We start from the raw sequence: 20,160 nt of genomic DNA, 5'->3' as shown, positions 1-20,160 counted from the left end.
ATACAGGGCGAGGGAAAACGGGTCCGCTTACTGCGGCAAGGTCTCCAGCCGCGCGAGAAAATCGGGCAGGGAAGGAGCCAGCACCAGACGGCGACCGGAGTCCAGCCACTCCAGCCACACCTGACCGCTCTCGTTATCGAGCGACACCAGCGTCATCTCGTTGCGGGTGGTGGCGATGAAGAGCGAAGGGGTGCGCTTCAACTTGCGCAGCATCAGCAGGTGGCCGATGAGGTTCTCCCTGAGCAAGTCCAGATCCGCCTCGTTCCACGGCAGTATGAGTTCGATGCGCAGCCCCTTGTAGGAGCAGGGGAGCGGGCGGCTGAACCAGTGGCCAAACAGGGCAAGGGTGCTCGGGTGCAGAGTCAGCTCCAGGGCATCGGCCATGGCCGTAAAGTCGGCGGGCACAGGGCGCCGGTGCGGGCGCCAGGCTACCCGCCCCTCTCTGGGCTCATCCAGCTCGCAAGGGGAGCGCCAGTCGGCCTCCCACTCACACAGAGGCAGCCCTCGCCTCGCCTCGCCATCGCGCTGCCAGCGTAAAAAGAACTGCTCCAGGGCAGACAGGACTTGATCCGACATCGATATTCCCCACAATAGCGGCCTCTGATCGCCGCAAGAACCTGACCGAAAAATCCGGGCATTGCACCATCAAACCCTTTATCAGACAAGCGTGAGCAAAAAAGCATGAGCAAACAAGAGAGATACGCAGGCGCCAGCGCGTTGCAGGGCCTGAGCCTGGGGCAGCAGTCTGCCTACATCAGCCAGTACACCCCGTCCCTGCTGCAACCCGTGCCACGCAGTCTGAACCGCGACGATCTCGGCCTTGGCGAAACGCTGCCCTTCCAGGGCTGCGACGTCTGGACCCTGTATGAACTCTCCTGGCTCAACGCCAAGGGCAAGCCCGTGGTCGCGCTCGGCGAAGTGGCCGTGCCCGCCACCAGCCCGAACCTCATCGAATCCAAGTCGTTCAAGCTCTACCTCAACTCCTTCAACCAGACCCGTTGCGACTCGCTGGCAGCGGTGCAGGCACTGCTGGCCAAAGACCTGAGCGCCTGTGCCGGGGCGGAGGTGAGCGTCACCCTCTTCTCCCTCGATCAGGCCCCCCATCAGATAGCGGCGCTGCCGGGGGAGTGTATCGACGAACAGGACATCGAGATCGACGGCTACGAGTTTGACCAGACCCTGCTGCAAGGGGCCGCAGAGGCGGACATAGTGGAAGAGACACTCCACAGCCATCTGCTCAAGTCCAACTGCCTGGTCACCAGCCAGCCGGACTGGGGATCCCTGGTGATCCACTACCGCGGCCCGCGCCTCAATCGGGAGAAGCTGCTGCGCTATCTCATCTCCTTCCGCCAGCACAACGAGTTCCACGAGCAGTGCATTGAGCGCATCTTCATCGATCTCAAGCACTTCTGCGCCCCGCAGCAGCTGACCGTCTATGCCCGCTACACCCGCCGCGGGGGGCTGGACATCAACCCCTTCCGCAGCGACTGGGAGCCGGTGCCCGCCAACCTGCGCCTCATCCGCCAGTAAGCCCGGCGCCACAACCCGGGGGATCAGGCCCATCACCCATGTCATCAATGAACTCTGGACGGGCGGGGGTGGGCTTGGATAACATGCCTGCACCTCGGTGCCGTTCTTAATCCAATGAATCAACTGTTTTTTCTGGCAATGATGATGTCCTCCCTGTCGGCTCCGGATCTGGATCTGGCCAAGGAGCAGTTGTCTATCGATCTGCAGCAGGCACAGACCCTGGTGCTGACCGATCCCGCCAGATGTGTCCAGATTGCCACCTCCTTCCTCGAACGCACGGCCAATAACCCCAAGCAAATCATCAGCAACCGTCAGGAATACGGATATCGGGAGCCAATCCTGAGCTATGGCACTGCGACCCAGACCACGGGTGCCTATCTGCTTCAGGGCGAGTGCCTGCAACAGCTGGGACAGAGCCAGCCGGCCCAGGACTCCTTCGACAAGGGCATCGCCATGGCCGAGAAGGAGCAGCAGTTCGAGCTGCAGGCCCATGGTCTCTACCTCAAGATCCGCAGCCGGGAGATGCAGGAGCATGCCCCTGGCGCCAGCACTATGGCGCTCGAACAGCTGGACAAGCTGCTGACCAACCCCGGCCTCAAAGAAAGTCAGCTGCAGGTCTACAGCCGCCTGCTGCACGTCAATGCCAGCATGGAGGGGCGCCAGTTCGATCTGGCCAAGCGCCAGCTGACAGAGGCGCGCCAATGGGCGGAACAGGCCAAGAACCCCCTGGCCAGGGCCTGGGTCAGCGCCGTGGGAGGGGATCTCTATCAGGCGCTCGGACAGCCCCAGCTCGCCCTCGGGGAGTATATCGACGCCCAGCAGCAGGCCAAGAATCTGCAGGATCCCCTCTTCCTCGGCCTGCTGTCGAACCAGATGATCAGCCTCTATCAGGCGGAGCAGGAGCCGCAAAAAGCGCTGCAGTATGCCAACGAGGCGGCCAACTACTTCCATGCCCTCGGTAACCCCTCCCTGCTGAGCGACGCCCTGATAGTGCTCGCCCGGCTCAACCGGGATCAGGGGGAGATGAACATGGCGCTGGTCTACTTCTTCAACGCCCTGGATCTGCTGGGCGAGAACAACAACCGCACCCGCATCGCCCACCTCAAGTTCGAGATAGGCAAGACCTATCTGCAGACCGGCAACCTGACCCTGGCCCGCAACTACCTCAATGCGGCGCGCCAGTCCCACGAGCTGGGGGACGACAAGGAGTCGCTGATCGATACCCTGTTGCTGCTGGGAGAGCTGCACCTCAAGCAGCAGGAGGCGGGCATCGCCATCCTGCAGCTGGAGAATGCCCTGACCCTGGCCAACCGGATTGGCGACATCCGCCGCCAGTTTGAAATCTTCCGGCTGCTCGCCATCGCCTACGAGCAGAAGGGCTACCTCCAGCAGGCCCTCGAGAGCTACAAGAATTATCACCAGCGCAGCGAGCTGGTCCGCCAGCAGCAGCTCGATCTGGAGCAGGAGGCGGTCCGCGACAACTACGCCCAGGTGGAGCGCGTCCAGCAGGTCAAGGAGCTGGAGCAGCGCCTCGACCAGAGCCAGCATCAGCAGGAGCGCTATCTCTGGACCAGCGTCAGCACTGGCCTGCTGCTGGTCCTGTTCATCTACCTCTTCTTCACCCTCTGGCTCAAGCTGCGGGTCGCCCGCCTCAATGCCAGACAGCTGGGCGAAGCCCTGCTCATCGAGCCGCGCAGCGGCCTTGCCAACTGGCAGCGACTGATGAGCCGCTGGCCTCGCGAGATGGCCAAGCGCCAGCAAAAATCCGATCGCTGGTACCTGAGCGAGCGCCCCACCAGCGAGTTTGACGACAAGCTCCACTACCTGCTGTTCCGGGTGCCCTTCCTGGTCAACAGCCTGGAGCAGCATGGATATCAGGTCAGCCGCGAGATTGAGCAGGCCTTCGGCCGCTACGTCAATCAGCTGACCCCTCAGGATGGCCGCATCTACGACCTGCGCGAGGGACACCTGCTCTATGTGGTGCCTCAACGTCACGTGGCCCAGCTGCACCAGCTGGCGCAGGAGTTGCTGGAGACCCTGGCCGCCTTCCCCTGCGAATACCCGCTGGACAGGCACATCAGCCTCGGCATCGTCAGCCATCCCTTCCTGCCCAAGGCGGCCATGGCCCTCGATCATCACGGCCTGTTCGACCTCTGTTATCTGGCGCTCTCGGGGGCCATGCAACTCAGTGACAAATACCAGCAGAGCGTCTGGCTGGAGCTGGCGGCCATCGATTGCCAACAGGCCGCATTTTTTAATGGCGATGTGTGGCAATGCTGCTTGATGGCAATTGACAAGGGACTGGTAAAAGTAAATTCTTCTCATGAAAAGCAATGGGTTAATTGGCTTTTGCTTTCACGGACGAAAGTGCCGGATAACCCATAACAAAAAGGTACTCAACGGGGTCTTTCATTGGCTTACTGTTGCTGGACGACACAAAAACGATAATGACAACAGGGCGACCTGCACAATGAATGATATCGCTGCCGTAACAGGACAACTGGCAAGACTCAGGGAATCCCTTCAGCAAAAACAGCAGGAGCTCGATGGCATGGCCACGTTCTCCGATGCCGAACGCACCCGCAGCATCCAGTTTATCGGCAAGCTGATGCAGGCCTGCCGTGGTCACGATCGTGAACTGGACAGCCGGCTCGCCAAGCTCAAGCAGAAGCTCGATGGCAATCCTCCCCTCTCGTCGCTCGACGCCGATCTCGCCGTCATCGAGAAGCTGTTGCAGCAACATGGCCACGCCATGGAGGAGTCCATCAGTCTGACTCGAGCCGCCATCGATCTCGGCAGCAAGCAGCTCAAGTCATTGAAGGGCTTCCCGGAAGATACCCGTCGCTCCCTCAAGGAGTTTCTCGCGAGCCCCGAGGGCTACGGCATAGGCGATCACCAGAAGAAGGTGATCCGCTTGCTGGAGTTCTACCAGCAGGCCATCAAGATCCAGCTGCTGCCACGCCAGCCGCTGCTCGCCCCCGAGGTGGCCACCGAGCTCTCCAACCCGGCGCCCACCGACTCCTTCGATATCAAGGCCCACGCCCAGATCTCCGATGAGCTGCAGCGGCTCATCACAGAGCTCGACTTTGCCGGCGCCGTGGGGGAGAGCCTGGCGGACATACGCCGCCAGCTGCTGGGGGGGATCACCCCACCCCTGCTGGCGGAGATCTGCCTGCAGATCATCGAGCTCATCATTGAGGGGACGCGGGAGGAGCGTAAATCCTCCCAGGCCTTCCTCAGCTCCCTCAACGAGAGCCTCTCCGCGGTACATTTCAACTTTACCGAGTCCCTGGACGAGGGGCGGGCGCTGCAAAATGCCACCCACCTCAGCGGCCAGGCGCTGGAGCGGGAACTCGCCGCCATCGACCACACCATGGCGACCCACAATTCCCCGCTGTCCCTCAAGGGCGCCATCTCCAGCCATCTGGACACCATACGTCGCCTGCAGCAGGAGCGGGAGGCCATGGCCAGCCGCGAGCGTCACCTGCTCACCCACCTCTCCAACATGGAAGCCAAGCTGCGACTGATGAAGGAGGAGACGGCCGAGTACAAGAAGCGGCTCACCATCCAGAAGCACAAGCTGTTCCTCGACAGCCTGACCCAGGTGCACAACAGGGCGGCCCTCGACGAGCGGCTCGAGCTCGAGTACAAGCGCTGGCTGCGCTACGGCACCCCGCTGTGCCTGGCCATCATCGACATAGACCACTTCAAGAACATCAACGACAACTACGGCCACATGGCCGGGGACAAGGCATTGAAGGTGGTCGCCAAGGCCTTGCAGAACGCCTTGCGTGACACCGACTTCATCGCCCGCTTCGGTGGGGAGGAGTTCGTGGTGCTGCTGCCGAACATCAATCCGGACAAGTACCAGAAACCCCTGGAGAACCTGCGCCAGACGGTCAAGAGCATTCCGTTCCGGTTCAGAGACGCCAGGGTCGAGATCACCATCTCCATCGGCGCCACCCTGTTTCGCGAAGGGGACCACACCACGGACGCATTCGAGCGCGCCGACAAGGCACTCTACAGCTCCAAGAATCTGGGCCGGGATCAGGTCAATCTGGCCTGAACCCGGGTTGAACTGCGGCTAAAAAACAGGCAAACGCACCGCCCCCCTATTCCCCTGCCCCACCCCTTGCCTCTACTATCGAAATCGAGGGATGCCATGGCATCCCGTTTTCTCCCCAGGGAAAGCACAACGATAACAAGCGAGTGAAAGGGGAAATTATGATTACACACATCAATCCCGTGGGCAGCATGGACCTGCTGTCCCAACTTGAGGTAGATCGCCTCAAGCAGACCGCCTCCAGCGATATCTATCAACTGTTTCGCAACTGCTCGCTGGCGGTGCTCAACTCCGGCAGCCACACCGACAGCTCCAAAGAGATACTGGAGCGCTTCAAGTCCTTCGACATTCATGTGATCCGGCGCGAGCGCGGGGTCAAACTCGAGCTGTTCAATGCCCCCGAGCACGCCTTCGTCGATGGCGAGATCATCCGCGGCATCCAGGAGCACCTGTTCTCCGTGCTGCGCGACATCCTCTATGTCTCGACCCAGCTGGAGTCCAATCGCCTGGTCAACCTGACCAGCTCCACCCATATATCCAACGTGGTGTTCGCCATACTGCGCAACGCCAAGGCGATCCTGCCCGGCGCCGATCCCAACCTGGTGGTCTGCTGGGGCGGTCACTCCATCAACGAGGTGGAGTACCAGTACACCCGCGCCGTGGGCAGCGAGCTGGGTCTGCGGGAGCTCAACATCTGCACCGGCTGCGGCCCGGGTGCCATGGAAGGCCCCATGAAGGGGGCCGCCGTCGGCCACGCCAAGCAGCGGGTGCGCAACGGCCGCTACATAGGTCTCACCGAGCCCTCCATCATCGCCGCCGAGCCCCCCAACCCCATAGTCAACGAGCTGGTGATACTGCCGGACATCGAGAAGCGGCTGGAGGCCTTCGTACGTCTGGGCCACGGCATCATCATCTTCCCGGGCGGGGTCGGCACCGCCGAGGAGCTGCTCTATCTGCTCGGCATCATGATGCACCCGGCCAACGAGCGGCAGCCCATGCCCATCATACTGACCGGTCCGAAGGAGAGCGCCGACTACTTCCGCGCCATCGACGACTTCGTCAAGGCCACCCTGGGTGAGCCGGCCACCAGCCTCTACCGCATCATTGTCGGGGATGCCCCGGAAGTGGCGCGGGTGATGAAGGAGGCGATGCCGAAGATCCGCGAATACCGCAAGTCGGTGGGCGATGCCTACTCCTTCAACTGGTCCTTGCGCATAGAGCCGGAGTTCCAGTTGCCGTTCGAGCCGGATCACGCCAGCATGGCGAGCCTGGATCTGCACCGCAACCAGCCGCCCCAGCTGCTGGCGGCGAACCTGAGGCGCGCCTTCTCCGGCATAGTGGCGGGCAACGTCAAGGAAGGGGGCATTCGCGCCATCGAGAAGAAGGGCCCCTTCAAGCTGCACGGCGACAAGGAGCTGATGCACCTGATGGACAGGCTGCTGGAGAGCTTCGTCAGGCAGCAGCGGATGAAGCTGCCTGGCAGCCAGTACATTCCCTGCTACGAAATCGTGAAATAATAAGGGCGCAGTGCCCGTGATGACAGGAGGGGCCCCAGACCCCTCCTTCACTTCCCGGCCCTGGCGTCCGGGGTTAGCATGATGCCCATCCCTTGTTACAATGGGCCGTCCCGACCGCCAAGAGTGCTCCCTGCCATGCAACACCCCAGGCCACACCTGCTCATCATCGATGCCCTCAACCTCATCCGCCGACTGCACGCGGTGCAGGCCCAGCAGGCGCTGACCCCGGCCCAGGCCCTGATCGCCACCCGCGCCAACCTCATCAACACCTGCAAGAAACTGCTGGCCGGCAGCGAACCGACCCACGCCATCGCCGTGTTTGACGGCGAGGTGCACAGCTGGCGCAAGGAGATCTATCCGGCCTACAAGGAGGGGCGCACCCCCATGCCACAGGAGCTGAGGGAGGGACTGGCTGACCTGCAGGACGCCTTCTGGGAGTGCGGTGTGGATGCCCTGCTCTCCCAGACCGACGAGGCGGACGATCTTATCGCCACGTTAGCCAGTGGAATTGCCCAGCACGGCGCCAGGGCCACCATCATCTCCACCGACAAGGGCTTCTGCCAGCTCATCTGCCCGCAGATCCGGGTCCGCGACTACTTCAACAAGCGCTGGCTGGATGAGGCCTTCGTCCAGCAGCAATATGGCGTCGTCCCGGCGCAGCTGGTGGACTTCTGGGCCCTGACCGGCATCGGCGGCTCCCATATCAAGGGGGTGCCGGGCATAGGGCCAAAGACGGCGACCCAGCTGCTGCAGCAATATGGCGATCTGGCCGCCATGCTGGACGCCTGCCAGCAGGAAGACGCCGGCAAGCCTCTGCTCAAGCTGCGCCAGCACAAGGATGAGGCCCTGCTGGCCCAGCGGCTGGTGCGGTTGCAGCAAGACATCCCCTTAGGCTTCAACCTGAGAGAGATCCGCTACCCGCCCGAGCCCGACTCGGGGGCGTGATCCCCTGCACACTATTCCCCGAAACAGGCCGTACCTGTTGACATAAATGGGAAAAATGTAAAGAAACATGGAGGAGGTGGTGCAAAAATGGTATAAAACCGCCGAATCCTCCCCCTCTGTTCCCTAGAAGTGGATACGTCTCATGTCAAAAAGAAAAATTACCGTCATTCCGGGCGACGGCATAGGCCCCAGCATCATCGAATCCGCCATCCAGATCCTGACCCACGCCGGCTGTGACTTTGACTATGACTATGCCGATGCCGGTCTGGTCGCGCTGGAGAAGCACGGCGAGCTGCTGCCCCAGTCCACCCTCGATTTGATTGAGAAGAACAAGGTCAGCCTGAAGGGCCCCCTCACCACCCCGGTCGGCGGCGGCTTCACCTCCATCAACGTCTCCCTGCGCAAGAAGTTCAACCTCTACGCCAACGTGCGCCCGGTGATCTCCTTCAAGGGCACCAGGAGCCGTTACGACAACATCGACATCATCACTGTGCGTGAAAACACCGAGGGCATGTACTCGGGCGCCGGCCAGAAGCGCAGCGATGACAACCAGAGCGCCGAGGCGATGAGCATCATCACCCGCGACGGGGCTGAACGCATCGTCACCTTCGCCTTCGAGCTGGCGCGCCAGGAAGGGCGCAAGAAGGTCACCATCATCCACAAGGCCAACATCCTCAAGTCCACCTCGGGCCTGTTCCTGGAAGTGGCGCGCGAGGTGGCCGCCCGCTATCCGGATATCCAGAACGAAGAGATGATAGTCGACGCCGCCTGCATGAATCTGGTGATGTACCCGGAGCGGTTCGATGTCATGGTCACCACCAACCTGTTCGGCGACATCCTCTCGGATCTCTGCGCCGGTCTGGTGGGGGGCTTAGGCATGGCCCCAGGTGCCAACATAGGTGAGGGCGCCGCCATTTTCGAAGCGGTGCACGGCTCGGCGCCGGACATCGCCGGCAAGAACATCGCCAACCCGACCTCGGTGATCCTCGCCTCCATCCAAATGCTGGAGTATCTGGGCATGCAGGACAAGGCCGAACGCATCCGCGAGGCTGTGCGGGCGACCATCGAGTCCGGCGATCGGGTGACCCGGGATCTGGGGGGCACGGCCTCCACCAGCGAATTCACCCAGGCCATCATAGACCGTCTATAAATCATATCTAACTGATTGATTTAAAAAGGGAGCTTCGGCTCCCTTCGTTTTATACCGGATCCCCCTATCTCCCTTGTCAGATGAATACTATGTTCATATGAGGGATAAGGAGATCCATCATGCGTGCTACTTTCATCGTGCTGATCTTCAGCAGCAGTACCATGGCATTAGACAGGCCCATCGACAACGCCTGGTTGACACCGCCCCCTCAGCATGAGCCGCCGGCCAAGCAGACCTGGCAGTCCAATATCGATACCAACGACCTGCTCAAGAGCCCCAAGCCGCTCTCCCTCGGCGTGGATATCATGACCGACAGCAACGGCACCCAGCGGGTCACCCCCTACCAGAAACTGAACCTGACGGCCGAGAAGAGCGTGAGCCTCTCGTTCGAAAAGCACAAACCGAGGATCAAGTTCAACGCCGGTGGCATCCATACCTCGGTCAAGCTCAGGGGGGACGGCGTCAAGATGCAGTTCAACCCCACCGACAAGACAATTCCGCTCCAGATCGAGCTCAAGATCACCGATGACGAGTCCATGATGCGCTTCGACTACCGCTTCTGATGGCGCCAGAAAGCAAAAAACCGGACGGGGCTAGCCGTCCGGTTTTTATTTGGCGTCACACCAGGTGACGTGGGTGCCCTGCTCAGGACTTGGGTTCGAGCTTGGAGACCCAGAACTTGTTGTAGACGTGCACGGTGATCTCTTCGCGATCGTGGTAGAGCTGCTTGGCCTGGATCACGAACGCATTGTCGATCTCCTTGAGCATCTCCCGCAGCACCTCTATGTTGTGCACCGCCTCGGCATAGCGCTTCTTCATCGGCAGCTTGAGGTTGAACATGGCCTCCTGGCAGTCGTTCTCGCGGAACCAGTCGGCAATCATGTGGACCACCCGCGCCGGCTTGTCCACCATGTCGCACACCAGCCAGTAGGTGTTCTTCTTGCCTGGCCGCCAGACGAAACCGTCGTCGCGAATGTGCTTGACCTGGCCGGTATCCATCAGGGACTGGGCCATGGAGCCGTTGTCCACCGCGGTCACCATCATGCCACGGCGCACCAGCTGATAGGTCCAGCCGCCCGGGCAGGCGCCCAGATCGACGGCCTTCATGCCGGAGGTGAGGCGCAGTTCCCACTCTTCCCGCGGCACGAACACATAGAAGGCCTCTTCCAGCTTGAGGCTGGAGCGACTCGGGGCATCCGGCGGGCAGCGCAGGCGCGGAATGCCCATGTGGAATTCGGAGTTGTTGAAGGAGTAGGAGTACCCCAGCAACAGGTGATCATTGGCCATGAAGAAGGCGTGGAACACCGGACGGTGCGGCGTCTCCTTCTTGGTCAGGATCTCGTTGCTGCGCAGCGCCTGGCGCAGCGGCACCGTGAACTTGCGGCAGAAGGCAGAGAGCTCCTTCGCCTCGTTGGTGTCGGCTGTCTCCACCCGCAGATCGCCACAGATGGCATAGTCACTGGTCGCCTCTATGATGGGGGAAACCCGATCGGAGAGGTCCAGATCCTTCAGCTCATGGGTCACCACCAGCATCTGGCGGATGAAGATGAGCTCACGGAACGGCAGCTTGCGGGCCAGCAGATCGGCCTGCTCCTCGTCATACAGCTCGAAAATCACGTAACCGCTGTCGTCCTTGACCCGGGCGAAACCGTAGCACTGCATGTTGCTGGCTCGTTCGGTGATCTCTGCCGCCGCCTCTTTCTCAAAACCCGGGCGGCAATAAAGCAGCAGATTATTCATTTTTTCCTCCAAGACGACAGCCGGCCCATATCAGAGCCGCCCATCCCAACATAAAACAGAGGCCACCGGCCGGGGTGATGAGCCCCAGCCCCTTGCTGCCAAGCAGCACCATGGCGTAAATACTGCCGGAGAATCCCAGGATCCCCAGCACAAAGGCGGTGCCCGCGAAGGTAATCACCTTGCTGCGCACGCCGCACCACCCCAGCACCAGCAGGGCCAGGGCGTGAAAAAACTGATACTGCACCGCTGTGTTGAACGCCGCCAGCAGTGGAGGGGCTATGCCGGTCGCCGCCAACCCGTGAGCCCCATAGGCTCCCAGCATGGTGGCCGTCAGGCCGAAACAACCCGCCAGCACCAGCCAATGTCGATGGACTTGCATCCTCTCTCCTCGTTCTCTGCGCGCGGCCATCCCTTCAGGCACACCGGGACGGAGTCGCCGCGATAAACCCCTTGATCCGCTCCGCAGCCTGTCGCAGGTTCTCCTGCTCGCTCACGCCGCGGACCTTCCTCGGCTTGAAGCCATGATCCCCATCGGTCAGCCAGTGGACCGATACGGCGGGGGAGAAGGGGAAATCGGCCAGCTCGGCGCGAGAGCCAAAGGTGTCGCGCTCCCCCTGCAGCAGCAGGGTCGGCGTCGTGATCTGCTTGAGCACCTCACCCCGCCAGCGGTCGGGGCTGGCCGGGGGGTGGAAAGGATACCCGAGAATGAGCAATCCTGCAGCATTCATCTCGTCGCCCCCTTCGTGATAGAGCTCGGCCGCCATCCACCCCCCCATGGACTTGCCCGCCAGGAACAAGCGGGGATGGGCAAACCCGCGCACCATCTCGCGCCAGTGGGCGAGCAGCACGGGTTGCCGGTCCGGCGGCCTGCGCCTGCCATCCTGGGCCCGCTTGCTCATGTAGGGGAAGTTGAAGCGCACCACCTCGATATCCGGCCCCGCCAGCAGCCGCGACAGCTCGGCGAGAAAGGCATGATCCATGCCGGCGCCCGCGCCGTGGGCCAGCAGAATGCGAACGGGGGCGTCGCTCGCCCCCTCTCTTGTCACATCCATCCCCTCAACCATCGGCGAGACGGGCCCGGCGACGGGCCTCCTCCTGCTCCACCAGCTCCAGCATCCAGTCGCGGAAGGCCACTATCTTGCCCTGATCGGACTGCTGCTCCTGGCACACCAGGTAGAAGGCGTTCTTGCTCACCAGCACCTGCTCGAACGGGCAGATGAGGCGACCCGCCTCGATCTCGGGCTGGGCCAGCACGCTGTGACCGAGCGCCACCCCCTGACCGTGGATAGCCGCCTGGATCACCATGGTGGAGTGGCTGAAGATGGGCCCCTGGTTGACGTTCGGTGCGTCGATGTCGAGCTGGCGGAACCAGGCCTTCCAGTCGCGCCGGGAGGTGTCGTGCAGCAGGGTGTGCCTGGTCAGATCCTCCGGGGTGCGCAGGGGCTTGGGGCCGGTCAGCAACAGGGGGGAGCAGACCGGGATCAGGTACTCGGTGTGCAGCTTGTCACAGCGCAGCCCTGGCCAGTTGCCACGGCCGTAGTAGATGGCCACGTCCACGTCGTCGGTCAGGGATCCCTCGTCCATGTCCACCGCCTTGATCCGCACATCGATGTCGGGGTGGCGCTCGCTGAACTTCACCAGCCTGGGCACCAGCCACTGGATGGCGAAACTCGGCTGCAGGGAGACGGTGAGCGCCCCCTTGGCGCTGCGGGCCAGCAGCTTGTCGGTGGCCTCTGAGATGGAAGCGAAGATGTCCTTGATGTCGAGGAAGTAGCTCTGCCCCTCCTCGGTCAGCAGCAGGGAGCGGTTCTTGCGACGGAACAGCTTGATGCCGAGGTACTCCTCCAGCGCCTTGATCTGGTGGCTGATGGCGGCCTGAGTCACAAACAACTCTTCTGCTGCGCGGGTAAAGCTTAAGTGGCGAGCCGCTGCTTCGAATGCTTTCAGGGCATTGAGCGGGGGTAAACGACGAGACATGACACCAGCCGACGATGAGTTTTTCTAATGGGGCGCATTATAAATTGTCGGTTGCGGGTCGACCAGTGAATAAACATAATTCGCCACGCAATCCGTTGCCATATGGCTCACACCTTCTCTTCCATGTTGGTTTACATGTGGTTTTTGTGAGTGGGCCGACAGCGATTGTGGTGTTGTGTTTCTTCCTCTGCGGGAAGAAGGGCTAAATCAATGCGATTTAACCCAGTCTGTCATCTGAATGTGTTTGGCGCCTCCGGTTGGATGGCGCCTTTTTTCTTATCTCTATACCCTGAATTGCCCCACCAGTTGCTGCTGTTTGTCCGCCAGTTGCGACAACTCGCGTCCGTTGTCGGCCGAGGTGGCCGCCTCGGCCCTGATGGTGTGGCTCACGTCGCGGATGTTGCTGACGTTGCGGTTGATCTCGTCCGCCACCCCGCTCTGCTCCTGCGCCGCCCTGGCTATCTGCTCGTTCATCTGATGGATGGTGGCCACCGCATGGATGATCTGCTCCAGCACGCTGACCGACAGCTCCACCTTGCCAAGGGTCAGACCCGCCTGACTGTGGCCCGTCATGATCGCCTTGACCACAGCCTCTGTGCCCGACTGCAGCTCGGTGATCAGCGTCTGGATCTCGACGATGGCATTCTGGGTACGGCCGGCCAGGTTGCGCACCTCGTCGGCCACCACGGCGAAGCCGCGGCCCTGTTCACCGGCCCGCGCCGCCTCTATGGCGGCATTGAGCGCCAGCAGGTTGGTCTGCTCGGCTATCCCCTGGATCACGATGAGGATGTCGTTGATGTTGTCGCTGTTGGCGGCCAGCCGCTCCACCACCGGCTTGGCGTCGCTGATCACCGCCATCAGCCTGGACATGGCCTGCTGGGTATCGGCGACCACGGACTTGCCCTCCTGCGCCGCCATGTCCGCCTGGTTGGCCGCACTCACCGCCGAGCTGGCATTGCCCGCGACCTGCAGGGCGGTGGCGCTCAGCTCCTCGAACGCCGTGGCCACCAGATCCACCTCCTGATACTGGGACTGCATGCCGGCGCTGGTTCGCTCGGCCCCCTGCGCCGCCAGCGACGCGCTGGCCCGGGTACCGGCCACCGTATCGATCACCTGGCTGATGGTGGATTGCAGCTTGTCCAGGAAGTTGTTGAACCACTTCGCCAGTTCGCCGATCTCGTCATCACGGTGCAGGTCGATGCGCTGGGTCAGATCCCCCTCGCCGCTGGCGATGTCCTTGAGGCGGGCCACCACGGTGCGAATGGGGGCGACGATGCGCTGAGCCATCAGCCAGATGCAGAGCAGGGCCAGGGCCGAGATGGCCCCGCCGATCAGCAGCTGGGTGGCGACGCTGCGCTGGGACTGGGTCTCGAGCTCATCCTGCAGTTGCAGGGCAGAGGCGAGCACCACGGCGCGGGGCAGTTCGATGTAGATGCCCCACTGGCGATCCGTCCCGCGCATGCTGACCGGCACGAAGGTCTGCAGCAGGGCGCCATCCGGGCTCCAGCGCGTGACCACCTCCCCCTTGGCGAGCCAGCCGTTGAGATCCGTCGACAGCCCCTGCTGATCCAGGGTATCCCCAAGAGCGACCTTGAACCCTTCGACCCCGGCCACCCGGCCCTCGTGACTGAGCAGCAGCACCTTGCCCTGCCCCTCATAGAGCGTCTTGTCCATCTCCTCCACCAGGCTTTGCAAGGTGGCCAGCGAGATGTCAACCCCGACCATGCCGAGCAGGGTCCCCTGATCCAGCAAGGGGGCCGTTACCGAGGTCATCAGCACCTGCCGGGTGCCCACCTCGTCCACATAGGGATCGAGCAAACAGAGGGCACGGCTGCGAATGCTGCAGCTGTACCAGTCATTCTCCAGGCCACCGTGCTCGGACGGCTTGTCGTTGGCCAGCAGCGCCTCGTCCATCACCTCCAGGGTCACCTTGCCGTCAACTCTGGCCCAGTAGCTGGAGAAGCGCCCCTTGTCGTTGGCCCCGAGCGCGGTCGAGCCCTGATAGTTGTCGTCTTCGCCGTCGAGCTGATTGGGTTCGAATACCGCATAGACCCCGAGCAGATTGGCCGATGACTCCGCCGCGTCCTGCAACTGCTGGTTCACGGCATTGCGCAGCGCCTCGGAGTGAACGAAGTTGTCGGCCGCGTTCTTGCGCTGGAACAAAATGCCCTCCGCCAGCAGAGTGGCTCTGAAATAGGCCTCGTCGAGGTAGCTGGTCACTCTGGCCGCCTGGGTGGACCCCATGGCCTTCATCCAGTTTTCTGCCGCGTGCTGCCCCTCCAGGGTGGTGGAGGTGAGCACCTGCTCCTGCATACGGGCCGCATTGAAGAGGGAAGAGGCGACCAGTGCGGCGGCACTGGCCAACAGGCAACAACCGGCAATCAGGGTGATCCGTCCCTGAACAGAAAGAGAACTCATGCCACGATTTCCTAACGTCTACAGATGTGAACACTGTATCGGTTTTGGACACAAAAACTTAACTAAATCAGCTGAGATCCAGGCTCAGTTGATTGATTTCCCCGGCCCCGGGCAGTCCTACCACCAGACCGAGCAGGCGAATGGGTTTTCCTTGAGCCCGCAGCAACCCCTCGTGCAGCAGATCGTGGAAGCGGGCAGCCTGATAACTGCCCTTGCGATAGACTGTGGTCTGCTGAAAATCGGCGAACTTCAGCTTGATCCCCTGCCCCATCAGCGCCTCCGCAGGGCAGGCCCTGGCAAAGCGCAGCTCCAGCTCGGGGATGAGCCGGCTGAGCACCTCCCAGCAGGCGGCTTCATCCAGCACGTCGCTGGCCAGGGTCGTCTCCACCCCTATGGTCTTGCGGGTCCGCTGGGCCTGCACCGGCTGCTCATCGTGCCCCCAGATGCGACCGGCAAGCATCTCCCCCAGCTTGCCGAAGCGGCTCACCAGCTCCTCGTTGCCGAGCTGGCGCGCATCCTCGCAGGAGTAGAGCCCGAGGGACTCCAGCCGCTGGGCCGTCTTGCGGCCTATGCCGGGTAGTTTGCCGAGGGGCAGCTGGCGCACGAACTCGTCCACCTCCCGGGGCCTTATCACGAAGAGGCCGTCCGGCTTGCGCTGCTCGGAGGCGAGCTTGGCCAGAAACTTGTTCGGCGCCACCCCGGCCGAGGCGGTCAGTCCCAGCTCGAGGGCGATGGCGGCGCGGATCTCGGCCGCCATCAGGGTGGCGCTGCCGCCGCAGTGGGGGCTGTCCGTGACATCGAGGTAGGCCTCATCGAGTGAGAGCGGCTCCACCCTGTCGGTGTAGCGCAGGAAGATGGTCTGCAACTGGCGGGAAGTCTCCTTGTAGACGGCCATCCGCCCCGGCAGCAGCACCAGCGGCGGGCAGAGCTTCCTGGCCAGGGCGCTCGGCATGGCTGAGCGCACCCCGAAGCGGCGCGCCACATAGTTGCAGGTGGAGATGACGCCGCGCCGGTCGGCCGAGCCGCCGATGGCCAGCGGCACCTCCCGCAGGGCCGGGTTGTCCCGCATCTCCACCGCGGCGAAGAAGCAGTCCATGTCGATGTGAATGATCTTGCGCATGCCAGAGTCTGTTGAGCTGTCGGCGCCTGCCGCGTGGTTGGGTGCCCCCGCCGCTGTCATGACGAGGCGGCAACACTACTGTATGAATAACCAGTCAAGACCCCATGCTACCCCAGCCCTGTCATTTCTGCCAGCGCACGGGAGGAGACGGGCGGATAGACTCTCAAGGCACCATCCACATGAGACTCAAGGAGGAGAGAGATGAGAGCAATCTGGCCGGGACTCTGCCTGCTGCTGTTGCCGCTGACAGGCATGACCAAGGACCATCCGACCGCCGAGTGCAGTTGGCTGTTTGAGCGCATAGAGATACTGGAGAAGGCCATCAAGCAGGGGGACGAGCTGGGCACCAGGGAGGAGCTGGCGCAGAGGAAAGCGGAATTTAGCAAGAAATCCTGCCACAAATACGATTACTGAGCGCCATGAAAACGTGAGCCGACCCTGGGTCGGCTCACGTGCATTCGATGCACCCGCACGCGGGTGCTCGCCCTCAGAGGATGCGGTTGTCCACCAGCATCTTGCGACGGGCCTCTTCCTTGGCCATCTTCTTCTTGCGGTTGTCGCAGGGCTCCGGGCAGTCACACTCCTTCTCGATCCCTATGGTGCCAAGGCCGCCACAGGAGCCGGAGATGGTCTTCTTCTGGAAGATGTAGCCGATGGCCATGGCCACCACCACCACCAGAAACACCCCGAAGGTGATCAGAAAGATCTGCATGGTATTACCCCTTTACTGTTTAACCAGATACGGCTCAACGGCATCCGGCGACAAGATTCTCAGGCACCGCCACCCCGGTGAGTGATGGCGGCGCCTGCACTGTTAACCGGGCTGCTTGGCCAGGTAGGGTTTGAAGGCATCCGAGTAAGCCTCCTCGAAGCCCTGGTCCGTCTTGGTGATGACGAAGATGGCCAGACCCCGCTCCTTGGCATAGGCCAGGCTCTTCTGCGTTCCCATGACGGTCAGCGCCGTGGCCAGCCCGTCTGCAGTCATGCAGGAGGGGTGGATCACTGTGACCGACACCATGCGATGGGTAATGGGCTTGCCCGTCAGCGGATCTATGGTGTGGGAGAAGCGCTTGCCATCCAACTCGTAGTAGTTGCGATAATCCCCCGAGGTGGCGACACCGTTATCCCCTGGCACTATCACTTCCTGCACCGAGCCGGCATTGGCGGTCGGCTTCTCGATGGCCACGCGCCAGGGATGACCCTTGCCGTTGATGCCATTGATCCGCAGCTCGCCGCCGATCTCCACCAGGTAGTTGCGCGCCCCCAGGGATTCCAGATACTCGGCCACCTTGTCCACCCCGAAGCCCTTGGCGATGGCGGAGAGATCCACGTAGAGATCCGGGATGTCCTTCTGCAGGGTGTCGGCGTCGACCGAGGTTACCACATGCAGATTGCCGAGGCCCGTCTTCTGCCGGGTCTGGGTAATAAGCTCGTCGGATGGCACCTTGGTCGGTTTGGCATCCGGCCCAAAGCCCCACAGATTGACCAGGGGGCCCACGGTGACGTCCAGCGCCCCGCGGCTCTCGCGGCCAATGTGAATGGCCTCTGTCACCACCCGGGCCGTGTCACGGGAGACCACCAGCGGGGTACTGCCCTTGTGCTGGTTGAAGCGCGACAACTCGGAATCCGGGCGGTAGGTGGACATCTGATCGTTGACCCGCTCCAGCAGGACATCCACCTCGGCCTGAAGCTTGGCGGCATCCGTGACGGCGGCATCCGCCACCTTGATGGAGTAGTAGGTGCCCATGGTGCTGCCGGTGATGTGGATCTCCGGCTTGGATTGGACCGATTCCTGACCACACCCAGTCAAGAAAAAGGCTAGCCCGAAGGCTAGCCAGGTCTTTACAACACTGTGCATGGATTAACCACCAAAGTCATCCAGGAGGATGTTCTCGTCTTCAACGCCGAGGTTTTTCAGCATGTTGATGACGGCAGCGTTCATCACGGGAGGTCCACACATGTAGAACTCGCAATCTTCCGGTGCCTCATGGTTCTTGAGGTAGTTCTCGAACAAGACGTTGTGGATGAAGCCGGTGTAGCCATCCCAGTTGTCTTCCGGTTGCGGATCCGACAGGGCGACGTGCCACTGGAAGTTGTCGTTCTCGGCGGCCAGCATGTCGAAGTCCTCGACATAGAACATCTCGCGCTTGGAACGGGCACCGTACCAGAAGCTCATTTTGCGCTTGGTCTTCAGGCGACGCAGCTGGTCGAAGATGTGGGAACGCATCGGCGCCATGCCGGCACCACCACCGACGAACACCATTTCGGCGTCGGTGTCCTTGGCGAAGAACTCACCGAACGGACCCGAGATGGTCACCTTGTCCCCAGCTTTCAGGCTGAAGATGTAGGAGGACATCTGGCCGGGAGGCGCAGTCCAGTTGCTGGGCGGCGGGGTCGCGATCCGCACGTTCAGCATGATGATGCCGAACTCTTCCGGATAGTTTGCCATGGAGTAGGCACGGATGATTGGCTCGTTGACCTTGGACTCCAGCTCGAAGATCTTGAAGCGATCCCAGTCCCCGCGATACTCCTCGGGAATATCGAAGTTCTTGTACTGCACGTGGTGAGCAGGGGCTTCGATCTGGATATAACCACCGGCACGGAACGGCACGCTCTCCCCATCGGGGATCTGCAGCTTGAGTTCCTTGATGAAGGTGGCCTTGTTGTCATTGGAGATGACGGTACAGTCCCACTTCTTCACGCCGAAGATCTCTTCCGGCAGCTCGATGTCCATGTCGGAACGAACGGTGACCTGACAGGCCAGACGCTCGCCATGACGGGCTTCGCCCTTGCTGATGTGATCCAGCTCGGTCGGCAGTATGTCGCCGCCGCCGGCTTTCACCCGCACCTTGCACTGACCACAGGAGCCACCGCCGCCACAGGCGGAGGAGACGAAGATACCGCTGCCGGCCAACACGCCGAGCAGCTTGCCACCCGCCGGGCTGGTCACAGCCTTGGCCGGGTCGCCGTTGATGCTGATTGTCACGTCACCTGCGGTCACCAGCTTGGACTTGGCGAACAGAATGACTGCCACCAAGGCCAGCAGGATCACGGTGAACATGACCACACCCAGAATAATTTCCATCTATATTTCCTTTCCGATTACAGGGAAATACCAGAGAAGGACATGAAGCCCAGCGCCATCAGACCCGCAGTGATGAAGGTGATGCCAAGGCCACGCAGGCCTTCCGGAACATCGGAGTACTTCATCTTCTCGCGGATCCCTGCCATCGCGACTATGGCCAGCATCCAGCCTGCACCCGACCCCACGCCATAGACCACAGACTCCACGAAGTTGTAGTCACGCTGCACCATGAAGGAGACGCCGCCGAAGATGGCGCAGTTCACCGTGATGAGCGGCAGGAAGATGCCGAGGGCGTTGTAGAGCGCCGGGAAGTACTTGTCCAGCGCCATCTCCAGGATCTGCACCAGGGCCGCGATCACCCCGATGAAGGTGATGAAGCTCAGGAAGCTGAGATCCAGGCCGGAGACCAGGGCACCGTCTTTGAGCACGTAGTTGTAGATCAGGTTGTTGGCCGGAACGGCAACGGTCTGCACCACAATGACGGCGATACCCAGACCCATGGCGGTCTTGACCTTCTTGGACACCGCCAGGAAGGTACACATCCCCAGGAAGAAGGAGAGCGCCAGGTTTTCGATGAAGATCGAACGAATCAACAGACTCAGATAGTGTTCCATA

General features: G+C 61.8%; 19 protein-coding genes. 8 read left to right on the top strand and 11 right to left on the bottom strand.

What is annotated here, in order from left to right; translation table 11 throughout:
* Positions 1–27: 27 nt before the first annotated feature.
* A complete protein-coding gene (gene syd, locus ACFWHB_RS05260) occupies positions 28–576 on the bottom strand; it encodes a SecY-interacting protein (protein WP_395949614.1) in 549 nt (182 codons plus the stop codon).
* Positions 577–681: 105 nt separating this feature from the next.
* On the opposite strand from syd, the gene queF reads away from it, so the two are divergent.
* The 7 genes from queF (at position 682) to ACFWHB_RS05225 (ending at position 9,768) form a co-directional block, all read left to right on the top strand.
* Positions 682–1,530, top strand: coding sequence for an NADPH-dependent 7-cyano-7-deazaguanine reductase QueF (gene queF / locus ACFWHB_RS05255; protein WP_303806258.1), 849 nt, complete (start codon positions 682–684; stop codon positions 1,528–1,530).
* A gap of 114 nt (positions 1,531–1,644) precedes the next feature.
* Positions 1,645–3,915 carry a hypothetical protein gene (locus tag ACFWHB_RS05250; protein WP_106886061.1) on the top strand — a complete coding sequence of 757 codons (2,271 nt, stop codon included), beginning with the start codon at positions 1,645–1,647 and terminating at the stop codon, positions 3,913–3,915.
* 85 nt (positions 3,916–4,000) lie between these two features.
* On the top strand, positions 4,001–5,596 hold the full coding sequence (locus ACFWHB_RS05245; RefSeq protein ID WP_395949613.1) for a GGDEF domain-containing protein: 1,596 nt from the start codon (positions 4,001–4,003) through the stop codon (positions 5,594–5,596).
* A gap of 158 nt (positions 5,597–5,754) precedes the next feature.
* Positions 5,755–7,110 carry a nucleotide 5'-monophosphate nucleosidase PpnN gene (ppnN, locus tag ACFWHB_RS05240; protein WP_106886059.1) on the top strand — a complete coding sequence of 452 codons (1,356 nt, stop codon included), beginning with the start codon at positions 5,755–5,757 and terminating at the stop codon, positions 7,108–7,110.
* A gap of 135 nt (positions 7,111–7,245) precedes the next feature.
* Complete coding sequence (xni, locus tag ACFWHB_RS05235; RefSeq protein ID WP_395949612.1) at positions 7,246–8,055, top strand: flap endonuclease Xni; 810 nt, start codon at positions 7,246–7,248, stop codon at positions 8,053–8,055.
* A 142-nt stretch (positions 8,056–8,197) separates the two neighbouring features.
* Complete coding sequence (locus tag ACFWHB_RS05230; RefSeq protein ID WP_025327939.1) at positions 8,198–9,205, top strand: isocitrate dehydrogenase; 1,008 nt, start codon at positions 8,198–8,200, stop codon at positions 9,203–9,205.
* A 119-nt stretch (positions 9,206–9,324) separates the two neighbouring features.
* A complete protein-coding gene (locus tag ACFWHB_RS05225; protein ID WP_163147683.1) occupies positions 9,325–9,768 on the top strand; it encodes a hypothetical protein in 444 nt (147 codons plus the stop codon).
* Positions 9,769–9,850: 82 nt separating this feature from the next.
* On the opposite strand, the gene rlmM is transcribed toward ACFWHB_RS05225, so the two are convergent.
* The 6 genes from rlmM to dinB form a co-directional block, all read right to left on the bottom strand.
* A complete protein-coding gene (gene rlmM, locus ACFWHB_RS05220; RefSeq protein ID WP_395949611.1) occupies positions 9,851–10,945 on the bottom strand; it encodes a 23S rRNA (cytidine(2498)-2'-O)-methyltransferase RlmM in 1,095 nt (364 codons plus the stop codon).
* Entirely contained in the window at positions 10,938–11,324 is a 387-nt protein-coding gene (locus ACFWHB_RS05215) for a DUF423 domain-containing protein (protein ID WP_395949610.1), read from the bottom strand. Before ACFWHB_RS05215 ends, rlmM begins: the two co-directional genes overlap by 8 nt.
* A 34-nt stretch (positions 11,325–11,358) precedes the next feature.
* On the bottom strand, positions 11,359–11,997 hold the full coding sequence (locus ACFWHB_RS05210) for an alpha/beta family hydrolase (protein WP_395949609.1): 639 nt from the start codon (positions 11,995–11,997) through the stop codon (positions 11,359–11,361).
* Positions 11,998–12,001: 4 nt separating this feature from the next.
* On the bottom strand, positions 12,002–12,922 hold the full coding sequence (locus ACFWHB_RS05205) for a transcriptional regulator GcvA (protein ID WP_262111294.1): 921 nt from the start codon (positions 12,920–12,922) through the stop codon (positions 12,002–12,004).
* A 282-nt stretch (positions 12,923–13,204) separates the two neighbouring features.
* Positions 13,205–15,340 (bottom strand): methyl-accepting chemotaxis protein, encoded by a 2,136-nt coding sequence (locus ACFWHB_RS05200; protein WP_395949608.1) that lies wholly within the window; start codon positions 15,338–15,340, stop codon positions 13,205–13,207.
* A 67-nt stretch (positions 15,341–15,407) separates the two neighbouring features.
* Positions 15,408–16,460, bottom strand: a complete 1,053-nt coding sequence (dinB, locus tag ACFWHB_RS05195; RefSeq protein WP_168235625.1) for a DNA polymerase IV — start codon at positions 16,458–16,460, stop codon at positions 15,408–15,410.
* A gap of 201 nt (positions 16,461–16,661) precedes the next feature.
* On the opposite strand from dinB, the gene ACFWHB_RS05190 reads away from it, so the two are divergent.
* Entirely contained in the window at positions 16,662–16,874 is a 213-nt protein-coding gene (locus tag ACFWHB_RS05190) for a hypothetical protein (RefSeq protein WP_005330720.1), read from the top strand.
* Between the two features lie 73 nt (positions 16,875–16,947).
* Here the strand turns inward: ACFWHB_RS05190 and nqrM are convergent, their stop codons facing one another.
* The 4 genes from nqrM to nqrE form a co-directional block, all read right to left on the bottom strand.
* Positions 16,948–17,172, bottom strand: a complete 225-nt coding sequence (nqrM, locus tag ACFWHB_RS05185) for a (Na+)-NQR maturation NqrM (RefSeq protein WP_005330718.1) — start codon at positions 17,170–17,172, stop codon at positions 16,948–16,950.
* 102 nt (positions 17,173–17,274) lie between these two features.
* Positions 17,275–18,318 (bottom strand): FAD:protein FMN transferase, encoded by a 1,044-nt coding sequence (locus ACFWHB_RS05180; protein WP_168235626.1) that lies wholly within the window; start codon positions 18,316–18,318, stop codon positions 17,275–17,277.
* Positions 18,319–18,321: 3 nt separating this feature from the next.
* Complete coding sequence (gene nqrF, locus ACFWHB_RS05175) at positions 18,322–19,545, bottom strand: NADH:ubiquinone reductase (Na(+)-transporting) subunit F (RefSeq protein WP_042654097.1); 1,224 nt, start codon at positions 19,543–19,545, stop codon at positions 18,322–18,324.
* A gap of 17 nt (positions 19,546–19,562) precedes the next feature.
* Positions 19,563–20,159, bottom strand: coding sequence for an NADH:ubiquinone reductase (Na(+)-transporting) subunit E (gene nqrE / locus ACFWHB_RS05170; RefSeq protein WP_005330713.1), 597 nt, complete (start codon positions 20,157–20,159; stop codon positions 19,563–19,565).
* Position 20,160 lies beyond the last annotated feature (1 nt).

The organism is Aeromonas mytilicola subsp. aquatica (assembly GCF_044336385.1).
Classification (GTDB): Bacteria; Pseudomonadota; Gammaproteobacteria; order Enterobacterales; family Aeromonadaceae; genus Aeromonas; species Aeromonas rivipollensis.
Note: the sequence above shows the minus strand (reverse complement) of the source record. Positions and strands in the feature narration are given on the sequence as shown.